At 68.6% G+C, this 19627-nt stretch carries 20 protein-coding genes and 1 tRNA gene; 8 read left to right on the top strand and 13 right to left on the bottom strand.

The window, feature by feature from the left end:
• Positions 1–29: 29 nt before the first annotated feature.
• Together FPJ27_RS20365 and FPJ27_RS20360 are read right to left on the bottom strand one after the other, a co-directional pair.
• Entirely contained in the window at positions 30–671 is a 642-nt protein-coding gene (locus FPJ27_RS20365; RefSeq protein ID WP_204425437.1) for a LysE family translocator, read from the bottom strand.
• Between the two features lie 79 nt (positions 672–750).
• A complete protein-coding gene (locus FPJ27_RS20360) occupies positions 751–1620 on the bottom strand; it encodes an NAD(P)-dependent oxidoreductase (RefSeq protein WP_034183944.1) in 870 nt (289 codons plus the stop codon).
• 96 nt (positions 1621–1716) lie between these two features.
• On the opposite strand from FPJ27_RS20360, the gene FPJ27_RS20355 reads away from it, so the two are divergent.
• On the top strand, positions 1717–2475 hold the full coding sequence (locus tag FPJ27_RS20355; protein ID WP_204425435.1) for a Mut7-C RNAse domain-containing protein: 759 nt from the start codon (positions 1717–1719) through the stop codon (positions 2473–2475).
• A 76-nt stretch (positions 2476–2551) separates the two neighbouring features.
• On the opposite strand, the gene FPJ27_RS20350 is transcribed toward FPJ27_RS20355, so the two are convergent.
• The gene (locus FPJ27_RS20350; RefSeq protein ID WP_072443178.1) at positions 2552–2785 is read right to left on the bottom strand and encodes a hypothetical protein; all 234 of its coding nucleotides are present in this window, start codon (positions 2783–2785) and stop codon (positions 2552–2554) included.
• Positions 2786–3187: 402 nt separating this feature from the next.
• Here FPJ27_RS20350 and FPJ27_RS20345 point away from each other — a divergent pair, with 402 nt between their 5' ends.
• From FPJ27_RS20345 to FPJ27_RS20330, 4 genes are read left to right on the top strand one after another with little or no spacing between them, the layout of a single operon-like run.
• On the top strand, positions 3188–4393 hold the full coding sequence (locus FPJ27_RS20345; RefSeq protein WP_204425433.1) for an efflux RND transporter periplasmic adaptor subunit: 1206 nt from the start codon (positions 3188–3190) through the stop codon (positions 4391–4393).
• A 7-nt stretch (positions 4394–4400) separates the two neighbouring features.
• The gene (locus FPJ27_RS20340) at positions 4401–5099 is read left to right on the top strand and encodes an ABC transporter ATP-binding protein (RefSeq protein ID WP_204425432.1); all 699 of its coding nucleotides are present in this window, start codon (positions 4401–4403) and stop codon (positions 5097–5099) included.
• A 21-nt stretch (positions 5100–5120) separates the two neighbouring features.
• Positions 5121–6275, top strand: coding sequence for an ABC transporter permease (locus tag FPJ27_RS20335; RefSeq protein ID WP_072443172.1), 1155 nt, complete (start codon positions 5121–5123; stop codon positions 6273–6275).
• Positions 6276–6283: 8 nt separating this feature from the next.
• Positions 6284–7450 (top strand): ABC transporter permease, encoded by a 1167-nt coding sequence (locus FPJ27_RS20330; protein WP_204425429.1) that lies wholly within the window; start codon positions 6284–6286, stop codon positions 7448–7450.
• Between the two features lie 13 nt (positions 7451–7463).
• On the opposite strand, the gene FPJ27_RS20325 is transcribed toward FPJ27_RS20330, so the two are convergent.
• The 3 genes from FPJ27_RS20325 to FPJ27_RS20315 all read right to left on the bottom strand — a co-directional run bounded on the left by FPJ27_RS20325 (position 7464) and on the right by FPJ27_RS20315 (position 10291).
• Positions 7464–8795 (bottom strand): carotenoid oxygenase family protein, encoded by a 1332-nt coding sequence (locus tag FPJ27_RS20325; protein ID WP_204425427.1) that lies wholly within the window; start codon positions 8793–8795, stop codon positions 7464–7466.
• Positions 8796–8811: 16 nt separating this feature from the next.
• Positions 8812–9435, bottom strand: a complete 624-nt coding sequence (locus FPJ27_RS20320; protein WP_204425425.1) for a DUF2239 family protein — start codon at positions 9433–9435, stop codon at positions 8812–8814.
• 124 nt (positions 9436–9559) lie between these two features.
• Positions 9560–10291 carry a glutathione S-transferase family protein gene (locus FPJ27_RS20315; RefSeq protein ID WP_204425423.1) on the bottom strand — a complete coding sequence of 244 codons (732 nt, stop codon included), beginning with the start codon at positions 10289–10291 and terminating at the stop codon, positions 9560–9562.
• 40 nt (positions 10292–10331) lie between these two features.
• Between FPJ27_RS20315 and FPJ27_RS20310 the strand changes: the two genes are divergently transcribed.
• From FPJ27_RS20310 to FPJ27_RS20300, 3 genes are all read left to right on the top strand, one after another.
• The gene (locus FPJ27_RS20310; protein ID WP_204425421.1) at positions 10332–11318 is read left to right on the top strand and encodes a LysR family transcriptional regulator; all 987 of its coding nucleotides are present in this window, start codon (positions 10332–10334) and stop codon (positions 11316–11318) included.
• A gap of 200 nt (positions 11319–11518) precedes the next feature.
• A complete protein-coding gene (locus tag FPJ27_RS20305) occupies positions 11519–12859 on the top strand; it encodes an MFS transporter (RefSeq protein WP_072443159.1) in 1341 nt (446 codons plus the stop codon).
• 62 nt (positions 12860–12921) lie between these two features.
• Positions 12922–14319, top strand: coding sequence for an enolase C-terminal domain-like protein (locus FPJ27_RS20300; protein WP_204425419.1), 1398 nt, complete (start codon positions 12922–12924; stop codon positions 14317–14319).
• A gap of 66 nt (positions 14320–14385) precedes the next feature.
• Here the strand turns inward: FPJ27_RS20300 and FPJ27_RS20295 are convergent, their stop codons facing one another.
• The 7 genes from FPJ27_RS20295 to FPJ27_RS20265 form a co-directional block, all read right to left on the bottom strand.
• Positions 14386–16143 carry a flotillin family protein gene (locus FPJ27_RS20295; protein WP_110281406.1) on the bottom strand — a complete coding sequence of 586 codons (1758 nt, stop codon included), beginning with the start codon at positions 16141–16143 and terminating at the stop codon, positions 14386–14388.
• A 90-nt stretch (positions 16144–16233) separates the two neighbouring features.
• Positions 16234–16878: a YqiJ family protein gene (locus FPJ27_RS20290; protein WP_239483363.1), complete on the bottom strand. Its 645-nt coding sequence runs from the start codon at positions 16876–16878 to the stop codon at positions 16234–16236.
• 48 nt (positions 16879–16926) lie between these two features.
• Positions 16927–17532 (bottom strand): PspA/IM30 family protein, encoded by a 606-nt coding sequence (locus FPJ27_RS20285; RefSeq protein WP_239483362.1) that lies wholly within the window; start codon positions 17530–17532, stop codon positions 16927–16929.
• A 156-nt stretch (positions 17533–17688) separates the two neighbouring features.
• Entirely contained in the window at positions 17689–18183 is a 495-nt protein-coding gene (locus FPJ27_RS20280) for a hypothetical protein (RefSeq protein WP_072443152.1), read from the bottom strand.
• A gap of 147 nt (positions 18184–18330) precedes the next feature.
• Positions 18331–18406, bottom strand: a tRNA-Ala gene (locus FPJ27_RS20275).
• 67 nt (positions 18407–18473) lie between these two features.
• On the bottom strand, positions 18474–18827 hold the full coding sequence (locus tag FPJ27_RS20270; RefSeq protein WP_204425417.1) for a c-type cytochrome: 354 nt from the start codon (positions 18825–18827) through the stop codon (positions 18474–18476).
• Entirely contained in the window at positions 18824–19624 is an 801-nt protein-coding gene (locus FPJ27_RS20265) for a BON domain-containing protein (RefSeq protein ID WP_204425415.1), read from the bottom strand. Before FPJ27_RS20265 ends, FPJ27_RS20270 begins: the two co-directional genes overlap by 4 nt.
• Between the last annotated feature and the right edge of the window lie 3 nt (positions 19625–19627).

The raw sequence follows: 19627 nt of genomic DNA, 5'->3' as shown, positions 1-19627 counted from the left end.
GCGTTCGGCGCGCCTGAATCAGTCCGGAATCAGTGACGGATCAGCGCCATCATCGCGCCGAAGCCGACGAACAACCCGCCCGTCAGCCGGTTGAAGATCTTCGCGACGCTCTGGCTCTTCAGCGTCGCGCCGATGCGCGTGCCGAACGATGCATAGACGAGATACCAGCTCACCTCGATCACCGCGAACGTGACGACGAGGATGCCGAACTGCGGCAGCGTCGGCTCGGCCGCGTTGATGAACTGCGGCAGCAGCGCGGCCGCGAACAGGATCGCCTTCGGGTTGCTGCCCGCGACCAGGAAGCCGTTGCGGAACAGCACCCAGCGCGACGCCGCCGCAGCCTGGCGCGACACGGTTTCGACGTCGGCGGCCGACGGCGCTTCGTCGACGCGCGCGCGCCACGCCTTCACGCCGAGATAGATCAGGTAGGCCGCGCCCGCGAAGCGCAGCGCGTTGAACATCGCCGGCCACGCTTCGAGAAACACGCCGAGACCCGCCGCCGATACCGACAGCATCAGCACCAGCGCGGTGAGGCAGCCGGCCATCGTCGACGACGAGCGCCGCAGCCCGTGCCGCGCGCCATGCGTCATCACGAGCAGCATGTTCGGGCCCGGAATCGCCGACACGACGAACACCGTCGCCACGAAAAGCCACCACGTATGCAAGTTCATGCCCGCCTCTGCGTGAAAGAAAGTAGAAAGACGAAACGCCGATTATGCCGTGCGCGCCGCGCTTCTGTCGCGCCCGGGGTCAGCGGCCCGCGCGACGCAGCGCGACTTCGCCGAGCACCGCGAAATCCTGCTCGCCGCCGCCGTGCGCGAGCGCATCGAGCAGGCTGTCGCGCACGACGCTCGCCACCGGTAGCGGCACCGACGTGGCGTCGCCGGCCTCCAGCGCGAGCCGGACGTCCTTCAGCCCGAGGCGTGCCTTGAAGCGCGCGGGCTCGTAACGCCGCTCGGCGATCATCGAGCCGTAGCCTTCGTAGACGGGCCCCGGAAACACGCTGCTCGTGATCACGTCGAGGAAGTCGCGCATCGCGACGCCGTGCGCGCCGAGCAGCGCGGACGCCTCGCCGAGCGTCTCGATCGCCGACGCGAGCGTGAAGTTCGCCGCGATCTTCGCGACGTTCGCATGCTGCGGCAGCGAACCGAACCGCCAGGTCTTCTGGCCGATCGCGTCGAACAGCGGCTGCACGCGGTCGATCGCCTCGGCCGGGCCGCCCGCCATGATCGTCAGGCGCGCGGCGGCCGCGACGTCGGGCCGCCCCATCACCGGCGCGGCGACGTAATCGATGCCGCGCGACGCGTGCGCATGCGCGAGCGATTCGGCGAGCGCAACCGACACCGTCGCCATGTTCACGTGGATCAGGCCGCGCGGCGCCTGCGCGAGCAGCGCGTCGTCGAACACGGCGCGCGCGGCCGCGTCGTCGCCGAGCATCGAGAACACGGCGTCGCCGCGAAATGCGTCGGCCGGCGTGTCGACGATCTGCGCGCCGAATGCCGCGAGCGGCTCGGCCCGCTCGCGCGACCGGTTCCAGACCCGCACCGTGTGCCCCGCCTTCAGCAGGTTCGTCGCGATCGCCTGCCCCATTTCGCCCAGCCCGATAAACCCGAGATCCATTGCCCGCTCCTTCGCTCCGTGAAGCCGCGAGTTAAACACAGATGCCGGCCGTCTGCAGCGCCTGCCGCCGGCCGGGCGCGGTGCGATACTGCACGGATGGCGACCGCGACCTTCCGCTTCCACGGCGAACTGAACGCCTTTCTTCCGCGCGCGCAGCGCGACCGCGCGTTCGGACACGCGTGTGCGCGCGATGCGACGGTGAAGCATGCGATCGAGGCGCTTGGCGTCCCGCATACCGAAATCGGCCGGCTCCGCGTGAACGACGCGCCGGCCGAGCTCGACCGGCCGCTCGACGACGGCGACCGTGTCGAGGCCTTTCCGGAGCGCGCGCAGCCGGCAGCCAACGGTGCAACCGCGCCGCAACCGGAACAATGGCGCTTCGTCGCCGACGCGCATCTCGGCGGCCTCGCGCAACTGCTGCGCCTCGCGGGCTTCGATACCTGCTACGACAACCACTACCGCGACGACGAGCTCGCGGCGCTCGCCGGCCGCGAGGGCCGGGTCGTGCTGACCCGCGACCGCGAGCTGCTCAAGCGGCGCGCGGTCGCGCGAGGCTGCTACCTGCACGCGGTGCAGCCGGCCGACCAGTTGCGCGAACTGTTCGAACGGCTCGATCTCGCCCCGCACATGCGGCCGTTCCGGCTGTGCCTGCGCTGCAATGCGCCGCTGCATCCGCTCGACGAGGCCGCCGCCGCGCCGCGCGTGCCGGACGGGGTCCGGCAGCGGCACCGGCGCTTTGCCGCGTGCGACGTCTGCCGGCGCGTGTTCTGGGAAGGCTCGCACTGGCGGCGCATGCGTTCGGTGGTCGACGAGATGCGCGCGCCGGCGCCGCCGGCCAGCCCCGGCGACGCCTGAAAAACAAAACCCCGGATGCCGAAGCATGCGGGGTTTTTCGACGGGTGGCCGGCAGCACCGGCCCCGGGCGAATCGCTTAGTTCTGCGTGCCCTTGTCGTTCGTGCCAGCAGCCGAAGCGGCGGCGGCCTTCGCCTTGCCCTTCGCCGAACCGTGGCTCTTCAGCTGGTGTTTCGGCTTGCTGTGATCCTTCTTCATCGGTGCCGAAGCGGGAGCCATCGCGTCAGCTGCCGGCGCGGACGCCTGTGCGAATGCCGAAACCGATGCGAGTGCGAATGCTGCGGTCATGATCGAAGCGAGCGTCTTCTTCATTGTTCTTCCTTTAGCGGAGAAAAAGTCAAACGTACCGGTAAGAGATGCGAGGCATTCGCATCGGAACGCCAGTCGCGCCGGGGTTTCCGGTCGCCGCCGGGCGGCCGGCTTGCGCCGTTTCGCCGCGACAAAGACTGACGTACTGGCTCCATAACGCGCCGCCTTCGCGGCAAGTTGACACACCGCTTGCGCCTCGCGGGTTTTCCCCGACGACGCCGGTTTCCGGCCGCCCCGGCATGCCTATCCGGCATCGCGGGGCCCGTCCGCCGGCGGCCCGCGCGGCCCGGCAAACCGGCTCTCGCGCGCTGCCCCGCAACGCTATACTGGGCGTCCATCCGTCCCTTTCCCCGGAAACCGGATCGCGGCCGGTCGCCAGACCGCCGCCGTCGCGAGGCGCTCAAATTGCCCGATCACAATCTGGACAAACTGAAAATCGACCGGCGTCCGATCGCGCCGGTGCCACGGCGGCGCCGGTGGGTCCGCTATGCGGTCGCCGCCGCGCTCGTCATCGCCGCGATCGTCGCCGGCGTCGCGCTCACCGGCCGGCCGACGGTCGAAACCACGTCCGTCACGTCCGCCTACCCGTACCAGAACGACACGCAGCTCAATGCGACCGGCTACGTCGTGCCGCAGCGCAAGGCCGCGGTCGCGTCGAAGGGCCAGGGGCGCGTCGAATGGCTCGGCGTGCTCGAGGGCACGCGCGTGAAGAAGGACGAGATCATCGCGCGCCTCGAAAGCCGCGACGTCGAGGCGTCGCTGGCACAGGCGCTCGCGCAGGCGAAGGTCGCCCGCGCGAACCTCGGCGTGCAGCAGGCCGAGCTGAAGGACGCCGCAATCGCGTTGCGCCGCACCGCGGCGCTCGCGCCGAAGGGCGCCGTGCCGGCCGCGCAGCTCGACATCGACACGGCCCGCGTGAACAAGGCGCGCGCGTCGCTCAGCAGCGGCGAGGCCGCGATCGCGTCCGCCGACGCCAATGCGCAGGCCGCGCAGGTCGCGGTCGACCAGACGGTGATCCGCGCGCCGTTCGACGGCATCGTGCTCGCGAAGCATGCGAACGTCGGCGACAACATCACGCCGTTCTCGTCCGCGTCGGACAGCAAGGGTGCGGTCGTGACGATCGCCGACATGGACACGCTCGAAGTCGAGGCCGACGTCGCCGAATCGAACATCGCGAAGATCCGCGCCGAGCAGCCGTGCGAGATCCAGCTCGACGCGCTGCCCGACCTGCGCTTCGCGGGCCGCGTATCGCGCATCGTGCCGACCGTCGACCGCTCGAAGGCCACCGTGCTCGTGAAGGTGCGCTTCGTCGACCGCGACGACCGCGTGCTGCCCGACATGAGCGCGAAGATCGCATTCCTGTCGAAGCCCGTGTCGGCGCAGGACCGGCAGCCCGTGACGGCCGTGCAGGCGAGCGCGGTCGTCGAACGCGACGGCCGGCCGGTCGTGTTCGTCGTGCAGGACGACACCGTGCGCGCAGCGGCCGTGACCACCGGCATGCGAATCGGCGAGCTGGTCGCGATCCGCGGCGTGAAACCCGGCGAGACGGTCGTGCTCGCGCCGGGCGCGAAGCTGAAGGACGGCGCGAAAGTGGCCGTCGCGAAGAAGTAGCACCAGCGTGAACGACGCGCCGCCGCCCCTCGTCGAGATCAGCCACGTCGCGAAGTCGTACCGGCGCGGCAGCCAGATCGTGCCCGTGCTGACCGACATCACGCTCGATATCGGCGAAGGCGACTTCGTCGCGCTGATGGGGCCGTCGGGTTCCGGCAAGAGCACGCTGCTGAACCTGGTGGCCGGCATCGACCGGCCAGACAGCGGCGAGCTGCGCGTGGGCGGCCTCGACATCTCGCAGCTCGCGGAGGCGCAGCTGGCCGAATGGCGCGCGGCGAACGTCGGCTTCATCTTCCAGTTCTACAACCTGATGCCCGTGCTCACCGCGTTCGAGAACGTCGAGCTGCCGCTGATGCTCACGCACCTGTCGCGCCGCGAGCGGCGCGAGCGCGTCGAGCTCGTGCTCGACATGGTGAACCTCGGCGACCGGATGACCCATTACCCGTCCGAGCTGTCGGGCGGCCAGCAGCAGCGCGTCGCGATCGCGCGCGCGCTGATCACCGATCCCGTGCTGATCGTCGCCGACGAGCCGACCGGCGACCTCGACCGCGTGTCGGCCACCGACGTGCTCGCGATGCTGCAGCGGATGAACGCCGAGCTCGGCAAGACGATCATCATGGTGACCCACGACGCGCACGCGGCCGGCGCCGCGCGGTCGGTCGTGCATCTGGAAAAAGGGGAGCTGATCGATGGGTACGCCGGCTGACCGGCTGCGGGAGCGCGCGCGATGTACGTGCTGAAGCTGATCGCGCGCAACGCGCTGCGGCACCGGCTGCGCACGCTGCTGACCGTGCTCGGGCTGACCATCGCGGTGCTGGCGTTCGGGCTGCTGCACACGGTCGTCGACGCGTGGTACGCGGGCGCGGCCGCCGCGTCCAGCGGACGGCTCGTCACGCGCAATGCGATCTCGCTCGTGTTTCCGCTGCCGGTCAGCTACGAGAACCGGATACGCGGCATCGAAGGCGTGACGGCGGTGGTCCGCTCGAACTGGTTCGGCGGCATCTACCGCGACCCGAAGAACTTCTTCGCGAGCTTCGCGGTGTCGGAGAACTATCTCGACCTGTATCCGGAATTCATCATCCCGGCGCAGCAGCGCGCCGACTATAACCGCGACCGCCGCGGCTGCCTGGTCGGGCGCCAGCTCGCGACGCAGTTCGGCTTCAAGGTCGGCGACGTGATCCCGCTGAAGGGCACGATCTATCCCGGTACGTGGGACTTCGTCGTGCGCGGGATCCTCGACGGCCGCGACGATTCGACGATCACGCGCCAGTTGGTGTTCCACTGGGACTACCTGAACGAGACGGTGCGACAGCGCACGCCGAAACAGGCCGACCAGGTCGGCGTATTCGTGCTCGGCGTCGCGAACCCCGACGACGGCGCGACGATCGCGCGCAACGTCGACGCGGTGTTCAAGAACTCGCTCGCCGAGACGCTGACCGAGACCGAGCAGGCGTTCCAGCTCGGCTTCGTCGCGATGTCGAACCAGATCATCGCGGCTATCCGCCTGGTGTCGTACGTGGTGATCCTGATCATCATGGCCGTGATGGCCAACGCGATGGCGATGAGCGCGCGCGAACGCACGGCCGAATACGCGACGCTGAAGGCGCTCGGCTTCGGCCCCGGCTTCCTCGCGCTGATCGTGTTCGGCGAATCGGTCGTGATCGCGGTGGCCGGCGGCGGGCTCGGGATCCTCGCGACGCCGCCCGCCGCGAGCCTGTTCAAGCAGGCGGCCGGCAGCATCTTCCCGGTGTTCAGGGTGTCGGCCGAGACGGTCGTGCTGCAGGCCGCGTGCTCGGTCGCGGTCGGCGTCGCGGCCGCGATCGTGCCGGCCTGGCAGGCGGCGCGCGTGCGCGTCGTCGAAGGCCTGCGGGCGATCGGGTAGACACGCGCATGGCAATCCCGCTCACCTACATCGCGCGCAACCTGTGGACCAGGCGGCTCACCACCGCGCTCACCGCAGGCGGGATGGCGCTCGTGATCTTCGTGTTCGCGGCGGTGCAGATGCTCGACGCGGGGCTCACGCAGACGCTCGTGTCGACCGGCGAACCCGACAACGCCGTGGTGATCCGCAAGGGCGCCGAAACCGAGATCCAGAGTTCGATCGACCACCAGCAGGCCAACGCGCTCGAGATGCACCCGGCCGTCGCGCTCGGCCCCGACGGCCGGCCGCTCGTGTCGAAGGAAGCCGTGGTGCTGATCTCGCTCGTGAAGACGTCGAGCGGCAAGCCGTCGAACGTCGTGATCCGCGGCGTGTCGCCGTCCGGCCTCGCGCTGCGGCCGCATGTGAAGCTGGTGGCCGGCCGCATGTTCGTGCCCGGCTCGTCGGAAATCATCGTCGGCAGCGCGATCGCGAAAGGCTTCAGCAGCACGCAGCTCGGCGACCGCCTGCATTTCGCGCAGCGCGACTGGACCATCGTCGGCATCTTCGACGCGGGCGGCAGCGGCTTCGATTCGGAGATCTGGGGCGACGTCGACCAGCTGATGCAGTCGTTCCGGCGCACCAGCTATTCGTCGATGGTGCTGCGCATCCCGAGCGCCGACGGCTTCGCGCGCTTCAAGGCCGACATCGACGTCGACCCGCGGCTGACCGACGAGGCGAAGCGCGAGCAGACCTTCTACGGCGACCAGTCGAAGGCGCTGTCGAAGTTCATCAACATCCTCGGCATCACGTTGTCGACGATCTTCTCGATCGCCGCGATGATCGGCGCGATGATCACGATGTATGCGTCGGTCGCGAACCGCGTCGCCGAGATCGGCACGCTGCGCGCGCTCGGCTTCAAGCGCATGAGCGTGCTCGCCGCGTTCCTGCTGGAAGCGCTGCTGCTCGGCTTCGTCGGCGGCGTCGCGGGGCTCGCGTGCGCGTCGCTGATGCAGTTCGCGTCGTTCTCGACGACCAATTTCCAGACCTTCGCGGACCTGTCGTTCCGTTTCGTGCTGACGCCCGCGATCGTGGTGAAGACGCTGCTGTTCTCGCTCGTGATGGGGCTCGTCGGCGGGTTCCTGCCGGCGATGCGCGCCGCGCGGCTGAAGATCGTCGACGCGCTGCGCGCGCAGTGACGCGCACGGCCGCTCAGCGCACGCGCGGCACCCACGCGCCGTGGAAGCCGGCCGGCACGCGGCGCGGCAGGTGCACGGTCGCGACCGGCCCCGCATCGATCGCGCGCGCATCGAGTATCACGACGTCGCTCGTATCCGTCGCCGCGCGGTAGACCATCACCAGCAGCCAGCCGTCGTCCTCGTCGACGCCGCCCGGGCGCGGCACGAACACGGGCTCGCCGTTCTGGTCACCGGCCGGCACCGCGTAGCGCGTCGTCGTGCCGCGCACGTGGTCGAAGCGCATCACGCCGCGCATTTCCGTATTGTTCGGCTGCTCGGCCGCATACACATAGCGGTAGCGGCGCCCCGTGCGGCTTTCGTTGATGCGCGGCAGCTCGATGCCGCCGTCGGCGAGCGGCCCTTCGTCGATCAGCCCGTTCGCCGTATCGATCACATAGCGCCACAGCTCGCCGACCGGGTTGTCGGCAAAGCGGCCCGTGCGCGCGTCGAGCCGCAGGTACCACGGATAGCGCACCGCATCGAGCACGATGCACGATTCGTCGCAGTCGTACGCGTTCACGACGTGCTGGATGAAGCACGGCTCGATGCCGAACCAGCGCACGTCGCCGCCGTGGCGCGCGATCACGCCGATGCGCGCGGCCCGGTCGTCGTGCCAGCGCAGCGGCATCCGGTGACCCTGCTTCAGCATCGAGAAGTCGTAGCCGACGTTCAGGTCGAGCAGCAGGCTGCGGGTTGCCGTGATCGCGAGGTCGTGCATCATCGACGGCGCGGGCACGTCGAGCGCGAGGTCGACGCGCTGCACGCCCTGCGCGTCGACGACGCCGTAGCGCAGCCACGGCGCGCGCCAGTCCGCGCGAAACGCGATCAGTTCGCCCGTTTCCGGATCGACCTTCGGATGCGCGGTCATCCCGCCATCGAAACCCGCATGCCGCTCCGGCACGCCGAGCGAATCGAGCGCGGCGGTGATCGCGAACGGCGCGCCGCCCTCCGCCAGCGCGAGCAATTCGCCGGCGTGCTGCAGCACGTTCACGTTCGGATTGGTATCGGGCAGATGCGGCGCCTGCGCGGGCGCATGCACGGCGGCCCAGCGGCGCGTGCGCGCCCAGCGGTTCCGGTAGATGGCCGCGCGGCCGCGTTCGAACGCGATCGCGTGCAGCATCGCGGCTTCCGGCCACCACGACAGCACGTCGTTCCCTTCGAAGCGGCCGCCCGGCGGATTCGGGCCGTTGCGCAGCAGCGTGCCGTCGAGTTCGCGCGGGATGGCGCCGGTCACGCGCAGGTCGACGAGATCGACCTCGTCGGCGACCGGCGCGATCGCGCCGCGGTTCAGATCGAATGTGGTCATCGCGTCGCGCGTTCCGTCAACAGTCTTCGGTGGACGGCGGCAAGTCGCCGCGCGCCAGCGCGAGCGCATGGTCGCGTACGTCGTCCGGCCATCCGGCGACCAGCTCGGCCAGCCTTACCGCGTCGTTCGCGTACAGCGCCCGCGCGGCCTCCTCGAAACCGGGCAGGTCGCCCGCCATCGCCGACATGAAGTGGTACGCGCGCGCCTGCGCGTCGCGGCGCCGGTCGGCCGCCGCATGCGTGCGCCGCGCGTCCTCGACGAGCTTGCGCAGCGCGACGGACGCGCCGCCCGGCTGCGCGCCGAGCCATTCCCAGTGACGCGGCAGCAGCGTGACCTCGCGCGACACGACGCCGAGCTTCGGCCGGCCGCGGCCGCGTTGTTCGCCCGCGCCCACCGGCTCGCCGGCGGCACCGGACGCGTCGCCCGGCAGCGGCGCATAGCGCGCGCGGATATCGTCTGCCGTGCCGCGCAGGTCGAGGTCGATCGAGCGGCCCGTCGCGTCGTCGAAGATCAGGATCGTGCCGGACGTTGCATCGCCTGCTTGCCTGGCCGCGAGCGCGACCGTCGCGAGCGGGCCCGACGCGAGCCGCCGATGGCCGTCGAAGGCCGTGTACGAAGGAAGAAGCGTGGAAGTTGTCATCGTGGTCGCCCGCAGGCAGGAATCGGAATGGCGTTATTTTTATCCGGGTATAAATTGAATGTCAATATCACCCGGGTAAAAAATATCGTCCGCTCCCCTCCGTTTGGGCGACCGCGTTGCGCGGTCAGACCGTCCGGGCCGGAATCGCCAGGCCGCGCGCGCTTGCGAGCACGTCGTCGAGCGAGACATGGCCTTCGAACGCCGACGACGCCGACAGCGGCAAGTTTTCCTCGACTGCGTGCGCGAAGTGCACGCCTGCGTCGTCGGCGAGCCGCGCACGCAGCGCGGCGATGCGCGGGAACGCATCGCGCTCGAACACCGCGTGATAGTCGGCCCAGCGGGCGATCCCGGCGAAGTACGCATCGGCCAGCGTGCGACGCGCGCCCAGCAGCCATGGGCCCTCGCCTCGCGCGAGCAGCGCCTCGAGCTGCCGGTGCGCCTTCAGCACCTTGCCGCGACCGTATGCCTGCAAGGCCGCTTTCTCGGCGCCTTCGCTGCCGTGTTCGTACACATGCCAGAGCGCGCCGAACGCGTTGAAGAACGTCGTGTTCAACCAGGCCAGCATCCGGTTCAGCCGGTCGAAATCCGCGCTGCCCTGGCGGAACGCGAGGCCGCTGTCGAGCGCCTGCGCGCCGACGTGGCCGAGAATCGCGAGGCTTTCGGTCAGCACGTCGCCGTTCGCGGTCACGAACGCCGGCGTCTCGGCGACGGGGTTCAGCGCGAGGAACGCGTCGCTCGTCACGAGGCCCGGCATCGTGATGCGCGACAGCCGGTACGGGTGGCCGGCCCATTCGAGCGCGACGATCGAGCCGAACGAGCAGCCGGCGGGAATGCCGTAGAGAAGGATCGGGGACATCGTGGTATTCCGCGGAAGTTGAACGAGCGATCATGCTCCCATGGCGAACGATGATGCGGTAGCCGCTAGAATCGAAACCCGTCGTTTCTTTTTGTGGACGCTGACAGTGAATCTGAACGATCTTTATCTGTTCGTGCAGGCGGTCGACGCAGGCAGCATGTCGGCGGCCGCGCGCCGTCTCGACCTGCCGAAATCGACGGTGAGCAAGCGCGTTGCCGAGCTCGAACGCACGCTCGGCGCGCGGCTCGTGCATCGCACGTCGCGCAGCTTCCGGCTGACACCGGTGGGCGCCGAATTCTTCGAGCATGCGCGCGCGGCCGTGATCGAGGCCGACAGCGCGCGCGACGCGGTGCTGCGGCAGGCCGCCGAACCGGCCGGCATCGTGCGGATCACGAGTTCGGTGCCGATTGCGCAGCACATCCTCGCGCCATGCCTGCCGGCGCTGGCCATCGCGCACCCGAAGCTGCTGCTGCAGATTCATGCGAGCGATCGCCTCGTCGACATCGCGCAGGAAGGTTTCGACATCGCGGTGCGCAGCCATTTCGCCCCGCTCCCCGATTCCGCGCTCGTGCAACGGCCGCTCGCGACGTCGCCGATCATCATCGTTGCGTCGCCGGGCTATCTCGCGCGCGCCGGCGTACCGGACGAGCCGGCCGACCTCGCGCGGCACGACGGGCTCCACCCGGGTCAGCAGCCGTGGCGGCTACAGCGCGGCGGCGACACCGTCGAAGTGGCGCCGCGCATCCGGCTGCAGGCCGACGAATCGACTCTGCTGCTGCAGGCTGCGACGGCCGGCCTCGGCATCGCCTGCCTGCCCGACTGGATCGCAGGCGATGCGCTTGCGTCCGGCGCGCTCGCACGCGTGCTGCCCGGCTGGCGGGCAGGCACCGTCACGACGACGCTGCTGATGCCGCACCGGCGCGGCCAGTTGCCCGGCGTGCGCACCACCGTCGAGTTTCTCGCGCGGCACGTGGCGCGCCATCATCGAGTCGGGGCGGACGACGCGCATGCCCGAGCGATCGAATGACTTGATCGATTCAAATGCTGAATCGATCAAGTCAGCAATTGGCATGAAAGCGCAAATATCGACATGACAGAATGGCCCGGACGCCCTGCCTGCATCGGCGTCCGGCGCCCGGCCTCCGGCCGGCGGCACCTACCAATAACGCGCGCACCCGATGCGCCTGCCGCACGACGGCAACCTTCCGCCTTTCGGAGGAGACAGTCATGAATCCGCTTCAAGCGCTGCCGGCGTCCGCGTCGGCAACGGCCCGGCGCACACGCGTGCGCTGGCTCGTGCTGGCCGTCCTGTTCGCGGTCACGACGATCAACTACGCGGATCGCGCGGCGATCGCGATCGCCGGCCCAAGCCTCGCCCGCGCGCTGCACCTGAGCCACGTGCAGATCGGCTTCATCTTCTCCGCGTTCGGCTGGTCGTACGTGGTCGCGCAACTGCCGGGCGGCTGGCTGCTCGACCGCTACGGGTCACGCATCGTCTATGCGTTCAGCATCTTCTTCTGGTCGCTGTTCACGCTGCTGCAGGGCGCGATCGGCTTCTTCGGCGGCGCGGCCGCGTTCGCGCTGCTGTTCGGGCTGCGCTTCCTGGTCGGCGCGGCCGAGGCGCCGTCGTTTCCGGCCAACAGCCGGATCGTGTCCGCGTGGTTCCCGGCCGCCGAGCGCGGCACCGCGTCGGCGATCTTCAACGCCGCGCAGTACGCGGCGACCGTCGTGTTCGCGCCGCTGATGGGCTGGCTCGTGCACGCGTTCGGCTGGCAGTCGGTGTTCGCGGTGATGGGCGTGCTCGGCTTCGCGTTCGTCGCGGTGTGGAACCGCACGATGTACGACCCGAAGGACCACCCGAACATCAACCGCGCGGAACTCGACTACCTCGCCGAAGGCGGCGCGCTCGTCAACATCGACCAGGCGACGGGCGCGCACGGCGGCGGCCCGTCGATGCGTCACGTGAAAGCGCTGCTGAAGAGCCGGATGCTGATCGGCGTGTACGTCGCGCAGTACTGCATCAACGCGCTCACCTATTTCTTCATCACGTGGTTTCCGGTCTATCTCGTGCAGGCGCGCGGGATGTCGATCCTCAACGCGGGGCTCGTCGCGTCGATCCCCGCCGTGTGCGGGTTCCTCGGCGGGATTCTCGGCGGCGTCGTATCCGACGCGCTGCTCAAGCAGGGCCGGTCGCTGTCGGTCGCGCGCAAGGTGCCGATCGTGTTCGGCATGCTGCTGTCGATGTCGATGATCGTCTGCAACTACACCGATTCGCACGTGCTCGTCGTGCTGTTCATGGCGCTGTCGTTCTTCGGCAAGGGGCTCGGCGCGCTCGGCTGGGCCGTCAACGCGGACACCGCGCCGCGCCAGATCGCGGGGCTGAGCGGCGCGCTGCTCAACACGTGCGGCAATCTGTCGAGCATCACGACGCCGATCGCGATCGGCTATATCGTCGACCGCAGCGGCTCGTTCAACGGTGCGCTCGTCTATGTCGTCGCGCACGCGCTCGTCGCCGTGATCTGCTACCTGTTCGTCGTCGGCGAGATCCGCCGCGTCGAGCTTCATTGAACGGCGCGGGCCGCGCCGGCGCGTCCGGCGGCCCGCGCGCCACCGGAACCAGGAGCGAACCGATGTCCGAATCCCGCCGTGCCGGCACCCCGCGCGTCACGCGCATGCAGGTGATTCCCGTCGCCGGCCGCGACAGCATGCTGCTCAACCTGTGCGGCGCACACGCACCCTGCTTCACGCGCAACCTCGTGATCCTCGACGACAGCAGCGGGCATACCGGCGTCGGCGAGGTGCCGGGCGGCGAAGGGATCCGCCACGCGCTCGAGCGCATGACGGATCTCGTGGTCGGCCAGTCGATCGGACGCTACCAGGCGACGCTCAACGCAGTGCGCGCGGCGCTGTCCGGCGCGGGGGGAGGCGCGGGCCGCACGATCCGGCACGAGGTGACGTCGGCCGGCGAAGCAGCCGTGCTGCGCCAGCCGCACGAGATCAACCTGCGGCTCGACAACGTGATCACCGCGATCGAGGCCGCGCTGCTCGACCTGCTCGGCCAGCATCTCGACGTGCCGGTCGCGGCGCTGCTCGGCGAAGGCCAGCAGCGCGACGCGGTGCCGATGCTCGCGTATCTGTTCTACATCGGCGACCGGCGCCGCACCGATCTGCCGTATCGCGACGAAACGCACGCATCGGACGCGTGGTTCCGGCTGCGCAACGAAGCGGCGCTCACGTCGGCCGCGATCGCGCGGCAGGCCGAGGCCGCGGTCGAGCGCTACGGCTTCGCCGACTTCAAGCTGAAGGGCGGCGTGATGGCCGGTGCCGACGAGATGGAAGCGATCGCGGCGATCAAGGCGCGTTTCCCGGACTCGCGCACGACGCTCGATCCGAACGGCGCATGGTCGCTCGACGAGGCCGTCGCGCTATGCCGTGGCCAAGGCCACCTGCTTGCGTATGCGGAGGATCCGTGCGGGCCGGAAGGCGGTTATTCGGGCCGCGAGGTGATGGCCGAATTCCGCCGCGCGACGGGCATTCCGACCGCAACCAACATGATCGCGACCGACTGGCGGCAGATGGATCACGCAGTGCGGCTGCAGGCGGTCGACATCCCGCTCGCCGATCCGCATTTCTGGACGATGCAGGGCTCGGTGCGGCTCGCGCAGCTGTGCCGCGACTGGGGGCTCACGTGGGGCTCGCACTCGAACAACCACTTCGACGTGTCGCTCGCGATGTTCACGCATGCGGCGGCCGCCGCGCCCGGCACGATCACCGCGATCGACACACATTGGATCTGGCAGGAAGGCGACGCGCGGCTCACGCGCGAGCCGCTCGCGATCGTCGGCGGCAAGGTGGCCGTGCCGGAGCGGCCGGGGCTCGGGATCGAGCTCGACATGGCGCAGGTCGAGGCCGCACACGCGCTGTACAACGAGGTGGGCGGCACGGCGCGCGATGACGCGGTTGCGATGCGCTATCTCGTGCCGGGGTGGACGTACGATCCGAAGCGGCCGAGTTTCGGGCGGGGGTGACGGCGGCCGGCGGAAGCAAGAGGCTCCCGCCGGCCCGGCAGACGGCCGATGCGCCGCTGACCCGCGTTATGCGGTCTCGGCGCCGCCCTCGCGCGAAGCAGCGGCGGCTGGTGCGGGGTGCGCCACCGGTACGGCGTGCGTCACCGGTACGGGACTCGCCGCCGGCTTGCTCGGATGGACAGCCGGCACCATTCCTTGCAGCGATCCGCCGGACAGGCCGATTTCGCCGAGCAGCGAATCGATCAGCGGTGCGTGGGCGCGATAGGACAACGCCGCGGACATCGCCTGCTCGGCCAGATTGCCCCCAGCCGCGGCCGGCGCGCCGCCGTCCGTTGCGCCGTTGCGATTGAGCCCGTCGACCTGGATGATCTTGATGCCGTCGATCGACTTCATCGGCTCGACGGTCTGCTGAATCACGCCCGGTAGAGCCTGCAGCAGCGCGAGCTTGAATTTGAGGCTCGTCTGATCCGACGACAGCGCGTTGATCGCGTCGTTCAGAGCACGCTGTGCCTCGGCCTCCGCGAGCCCCTTCTTGCGCGCCGCCTCGGCCAGCTCAACCATCGCGGCAGCCTGCATCTGGGCCGCGTCCCGTTCAGCCCGCGCCTGCGTCGTGATGTGAACCGCCTGCGTTTCCGCCTCCTGGGACGCTTCGATCAGCGCGACCTGTTTCGCGCGATCCGCCTCGGCGGTCTTGCGCGTCGTCTCGACCAGCTGCTCGGCACGCACCGCGTCCGCGAGCGATGCATTCGCACGAGCCTGCGCCTGCGATTGCGCCTCGGACTTCTCTGCGATCACGATCTCCTTCTCCTGCTGCGCAATTTCGGTCACTTTCGCCTGCTCGATCGCCGCCATCTGCGTAACCCGCGTCTGTTCGATCTCCTTCACGCGCACTTCGCGTTCCGCTTCCACCTTGCGGGTGCGCAACGCTTGCTCGCGCTGGATCTCGGATTCCTGGATCTGCCGCTCGGCGCCGATCCGGCTTTGTTCCGCCTCCTGGTGACGCTCGGCCTCGAACGCGGCAATACGGGCGTTCTGTTCGGCCGAGCGCGTCTTGACCTGCTGCTCCTGCTCGAGCTTCATGAACGCTTCTTGCTGCTCAATTTCGAGCTTGCGGGAGAGCGCGTCGCGGTTCTTTTCGCGCACGGCCACCTCAGTGTCCTGCTCGACCTCGTTGCGCTCCTTGCGGCGCCGCTCGGTTTCCTGGGTGAGCTTCGTCAGGCCTTCGGCATCGAACGCATTGTTCGGATCGAAGTACTCCTTCGACGTCTGGTTGAAATTGGTCAGCGACACGCTTTCCAGCTCCAGTCCGTTCTTCGTCAGATCTTCCGCGACCGTGTTCTGCACGCCCTGCACGAATTTTTCGCGAGCATCTTGCAGGTCCTGCATCGTCATCTGTGCAGCGGTCGAGCGCAGTGCATCGACGAACTTGTCGTCGACGAGGGCGCGCAGATTTTCCGGCGCGAGCGTGCGCTGGCCGAGCGTCTGCGCCGCGGTCGACACGCCTTCCTCGGTCGGTGCGACCCGCACAAAGAATGCGACGACCACGTCGACGCGCATCCGGTCCTTCGTGATGAGGCTGTCGCGCGTCGCCCGGCTCACTTCGAGCTTCAACGTGTTCATGTTGATCGGGATCACCTCGTGAAACACCGGCAGCACCACGGCGCCGCCGCTCATGATCACCTTCTGCCCGCCGAGACCGGTGCGGACGAAGGCTCGCTCCGCGGACGCGCGCACGTATAGACGCGCGAAAATCATGCCGATCACGCAGATACCCACCACCACTGCCAATGCGACAGCGCCCCAGAATGAGAGTGCATTCATCATGATGTTTGTTCGACTCCTATATACGGATGGTGACAGCGAGGTGCGCCAGCCCGCGCCGCCCGGAACGGCGGCTGCCTGGCGAAACGGGATTCAGAGCAGTTCGGGCCGGGGGTTTTCGATTGCGTGATAGCGCGAACCCGAAATACGCGACACGAGCAGGACCGTCGTGCCTTTCGCGAAGGCCCGGCCTGCCTCGTCAGGCTCCACCCGGACGTAGTGCTGCTGACCGTGTTCGTCGACGAGCCGCGCTTCGGCCGGATTGCCGAGCGACGCTTCGCCGGTGACGATCCGCGCGGTGCGGCCGATGAAATCGGCTTCGGAAACCGCCGTGGTTTCGCTTTGCGGGAGAAAGCGCGCGACGAACTTGCCGGTGTGACGTACGAACGGCAGTGCCGCGACTGTCGCCAGCCCCACGGCCAACGCGGTGGGCAGCATGAAGCCCGCCACGGCCTGCAGCGACGTCTGCAAGGCGAGCCCGAGAACCGAAAAGCCGAGCAGGAACAGGATCAGCAGAATCAGCAGCGGGACCCGGCCGACATGCAGCCAGCCGAGAAACTGGCCGACGACGCTGGCGTCGGGGCCGCCGTCGGCGTGGTCGAGACCGAAATGCAGGACGAGCAAGTTGCCCGCATGCTCAGTCAGGCTCAGCCCCAGCAGCATCGACACGCACTCCAGCACCCCGATGACGATCATTAGCGCAATCGCGACGACGAACGGTGCGTTGCCCGGCAGCATCAGTGAAGAAGTCATTGTCGTTTTGCTCTCAGGTTCGGAATCGAATCATCAGGACATGTCGTCCGGCAGCGTTCCGGGTTGCGACTTCAGGCGGGCGACGCGTTCCTCGATCCGCTGTTCCTTGTGCAGCGTTTCGAGACGATACAACAACGACGGATTGGCCGACGAAGGACTGGTGCCCATCCCCGCCGTCCCCGTCGCGCCGGCCATCGTCCGGTTGAAACCCTGTTCGAGCTGCTCCGCCCTCGGGTCGGCGCCCTCCGTACGGCGCTCGCCGTCGCCGGGCGCGGCGGCCCGCGCCGAGATCAACTCGCGCAGCCCCGCTTCCATCTCCGCCCGCTTCGCGCGCACTCCCAGCAGGTCGGCCTCGGCGACCTGCGCGCGCTCGCTTGCCTCGTGCAGCGACAGCTGGAGCACGCCGAGTTGGTCCTCCAGTTCGATCTGCCGTTCCGCACCGGCACGCACGGCCGCATCGTCGTTCCGGGCGAGCGCGGTGCCAAGCAGGTCATTCAGTCGCTCGATCTCGTTGTTGATGCGCGCGATCGCCTTGGCCGCCTGGTACCGCGCGGCTTCGTGCCGCCCCAGCACCACCCGCGCCTGTGCGATCACGTCGTCGAATTCGCGCAGGTACTGCTCGAGGATGGCCTGCGGCATGCGGCTTTCCAGCGAACCGATCAACGCATGCACGTTCGCGGTCAACAGCCTTTTGACCCGGATACCAAAATGTTCTGTCGTCACGACTTGTCACTCCTTCAGGGATTCAGGCGGGCCAGGTCGGCCCGGCCACCAGATGCCGGCTTCGCGGGCTGCTCACGGATTTGCCTGCGCCGGCTGAATGAGGTTCGCCAGTTCCTTGACCTCGTGCACGTATGAATCGAGCACGGCCGGTTGATAGACGGGGGGATTGCCGGTCACGGCAAGGCGCAGCATGCCGAGCAGCAAGCGCATGCTCTTCGCGGTCAGCCGCGCTTCAAGTTCGCCAGCAGCCTCGGCGATCGGCTTGCCCGGCGGCGCCGCCGTCACGAGGCTGGCCATAAGTTCAGGGAGTTGCGCCGCGAGCAGGGTCACGATTTCGGAGCGCTGGTGCGTGGCGTGTTCGTAAGCGTCGATCGCGTCGAGCACCGGCCGCACCTGCTCCCTGAACAGCGCCGCGCAACGGACGAAATCGTGTGCCCCCCTGCCCCGGCGGCGCGCGTCGGCAATCAGCGCGCGAATCTTGTCGCTCGGGCTCGTCGCATCCGGCAGTTGCAGTTCGACCAGCCACGCGAGATCGTCCTCTGGAATTCGTACCGATACGGTTTGCATGACGTTCAGCCCCTTCGAGTCGATTGCTCAAAGCATAGTGCGTCCGTATGCAAATGTATACGTTTGTATTTTGAGATAGATCCGAGGCGCCGGCGTCGCCAAAAACAAAAAGGGCCCGATCTTACGACCGAGCCCTTCGAATTCCGTTGGTGGAGCGGAGGAGGATCGAACTCCCGACCTTCGCATTGCGAACGCGACGCTCTCCCAGCTGAGCTACCGCCCCAACAGTCGACCATCATACACACGCATTTCCGCGCTTGGCAATAGGGGTTTCGCGTAGCCCCGAAGCGTCACTTTGACGGCGCGCCGGCCAGCACCCATTCGACCACCGAACGGACGTCGGCATCGCTCATCCGCGGGTGCGCAGGCATCGGAATTGCACCCCAGACGCCGGAGCCGCCTTCCTTCACCTTCTTCTGCAGCTTCGCCGCGGCCTGCGGATCGGACTTGTAGCGGGCGGCGATATCCTTGAACGACGGGCCGACCAACTTGCGGTCGACCGCGTGGCAGCCCATGCATGCGTTGCCGCGCGCCACCTTCAGGCCGTCGCCGACGTCCGCATGCGCGGCGCCCAGCATGCCGGCCACGAGCGCCGCGGCCGCGGCGCCCTGCACCATCCACTGTTTCATCCGCACGATCTTCATTGCGGCGGCGCCTTCGGGTTGCCCGGGTGCACGTTCGACGAATTCGAGATCGGCGCGGGCGGCTGCAGCGGCGTGGACTGCACCGACGCGTCGGGCACCGCGCCGACCGTCGCGGTGTCCGCCGGCGCGGCGGCAGCCTGCGTGCCGGATGTGTCGCTCGCGGGCGACGCGGCCTGCAGCGCCTGCGCGTCCTGCGGCTTGACGTACTGGAACACCTTCACGACCTTCTCGACGCCCGGCACCTGGCTCGCGGCCTCGGCGCCGCGATTGCCTTCGTCGACCGTTACGAGACCCATCAGGTAAAGGTTGCCGCGCTCGCTGACGACCTTGTAGTAGTTCGCCGAAATGCCCTTCGTCGCGATCAGCTCGGACTTCACGCGCCCTTCGAGGTACGAGTCGTTCGCACGCGACGACAGCGACGCCGCCGGCTCGACCGACAGCTCGTTGACGATGCCGTTCACGTTGTTGATGCCGCGCACGATTTCCTCGGCGCGCTGCTTCGACGCATTGTTCGGCACTTCGCCCGTCAGCAGCACGCGGCGGTTGAACACCGTCACGTTCACGTGCGACTGGTCGGGCAGCCCGTTGTTGATCTGCGAAAGCGCCTTGACCTGGATCTCGCGATCTTCCGTCTGCGCACCGAGCGTACGGCGATCGGTCGCGATCAGCGCGCCGCCGCCGGCCGCTGCGCCCACGACCCCGAGCACACAGCCCTGCAGCGACACGGCGAGGCCCGCCGTCAGCGCGGCGAGCAGCGTGGTTCTGACGAGCGTCTGTTTGACGCGGCTTTGATTCATCGA

The sequence above is a fragment of the Burkholderia sp. MS455 genome (assembly GCF_016899445.1).
Taxonomy (GTDB): Bacteria; Pseudomonadota; Gammaproteobacteria; order Burkholderiales; family Burkholderiaceae; genus Burkholderia; species Burkholderia pyrrocinia_C.
The sequence above is the reverse complement of the archived record's forward strand: the minus strand, read 5'-3'. Positions and strand labels throughout refer to the sequence as shown.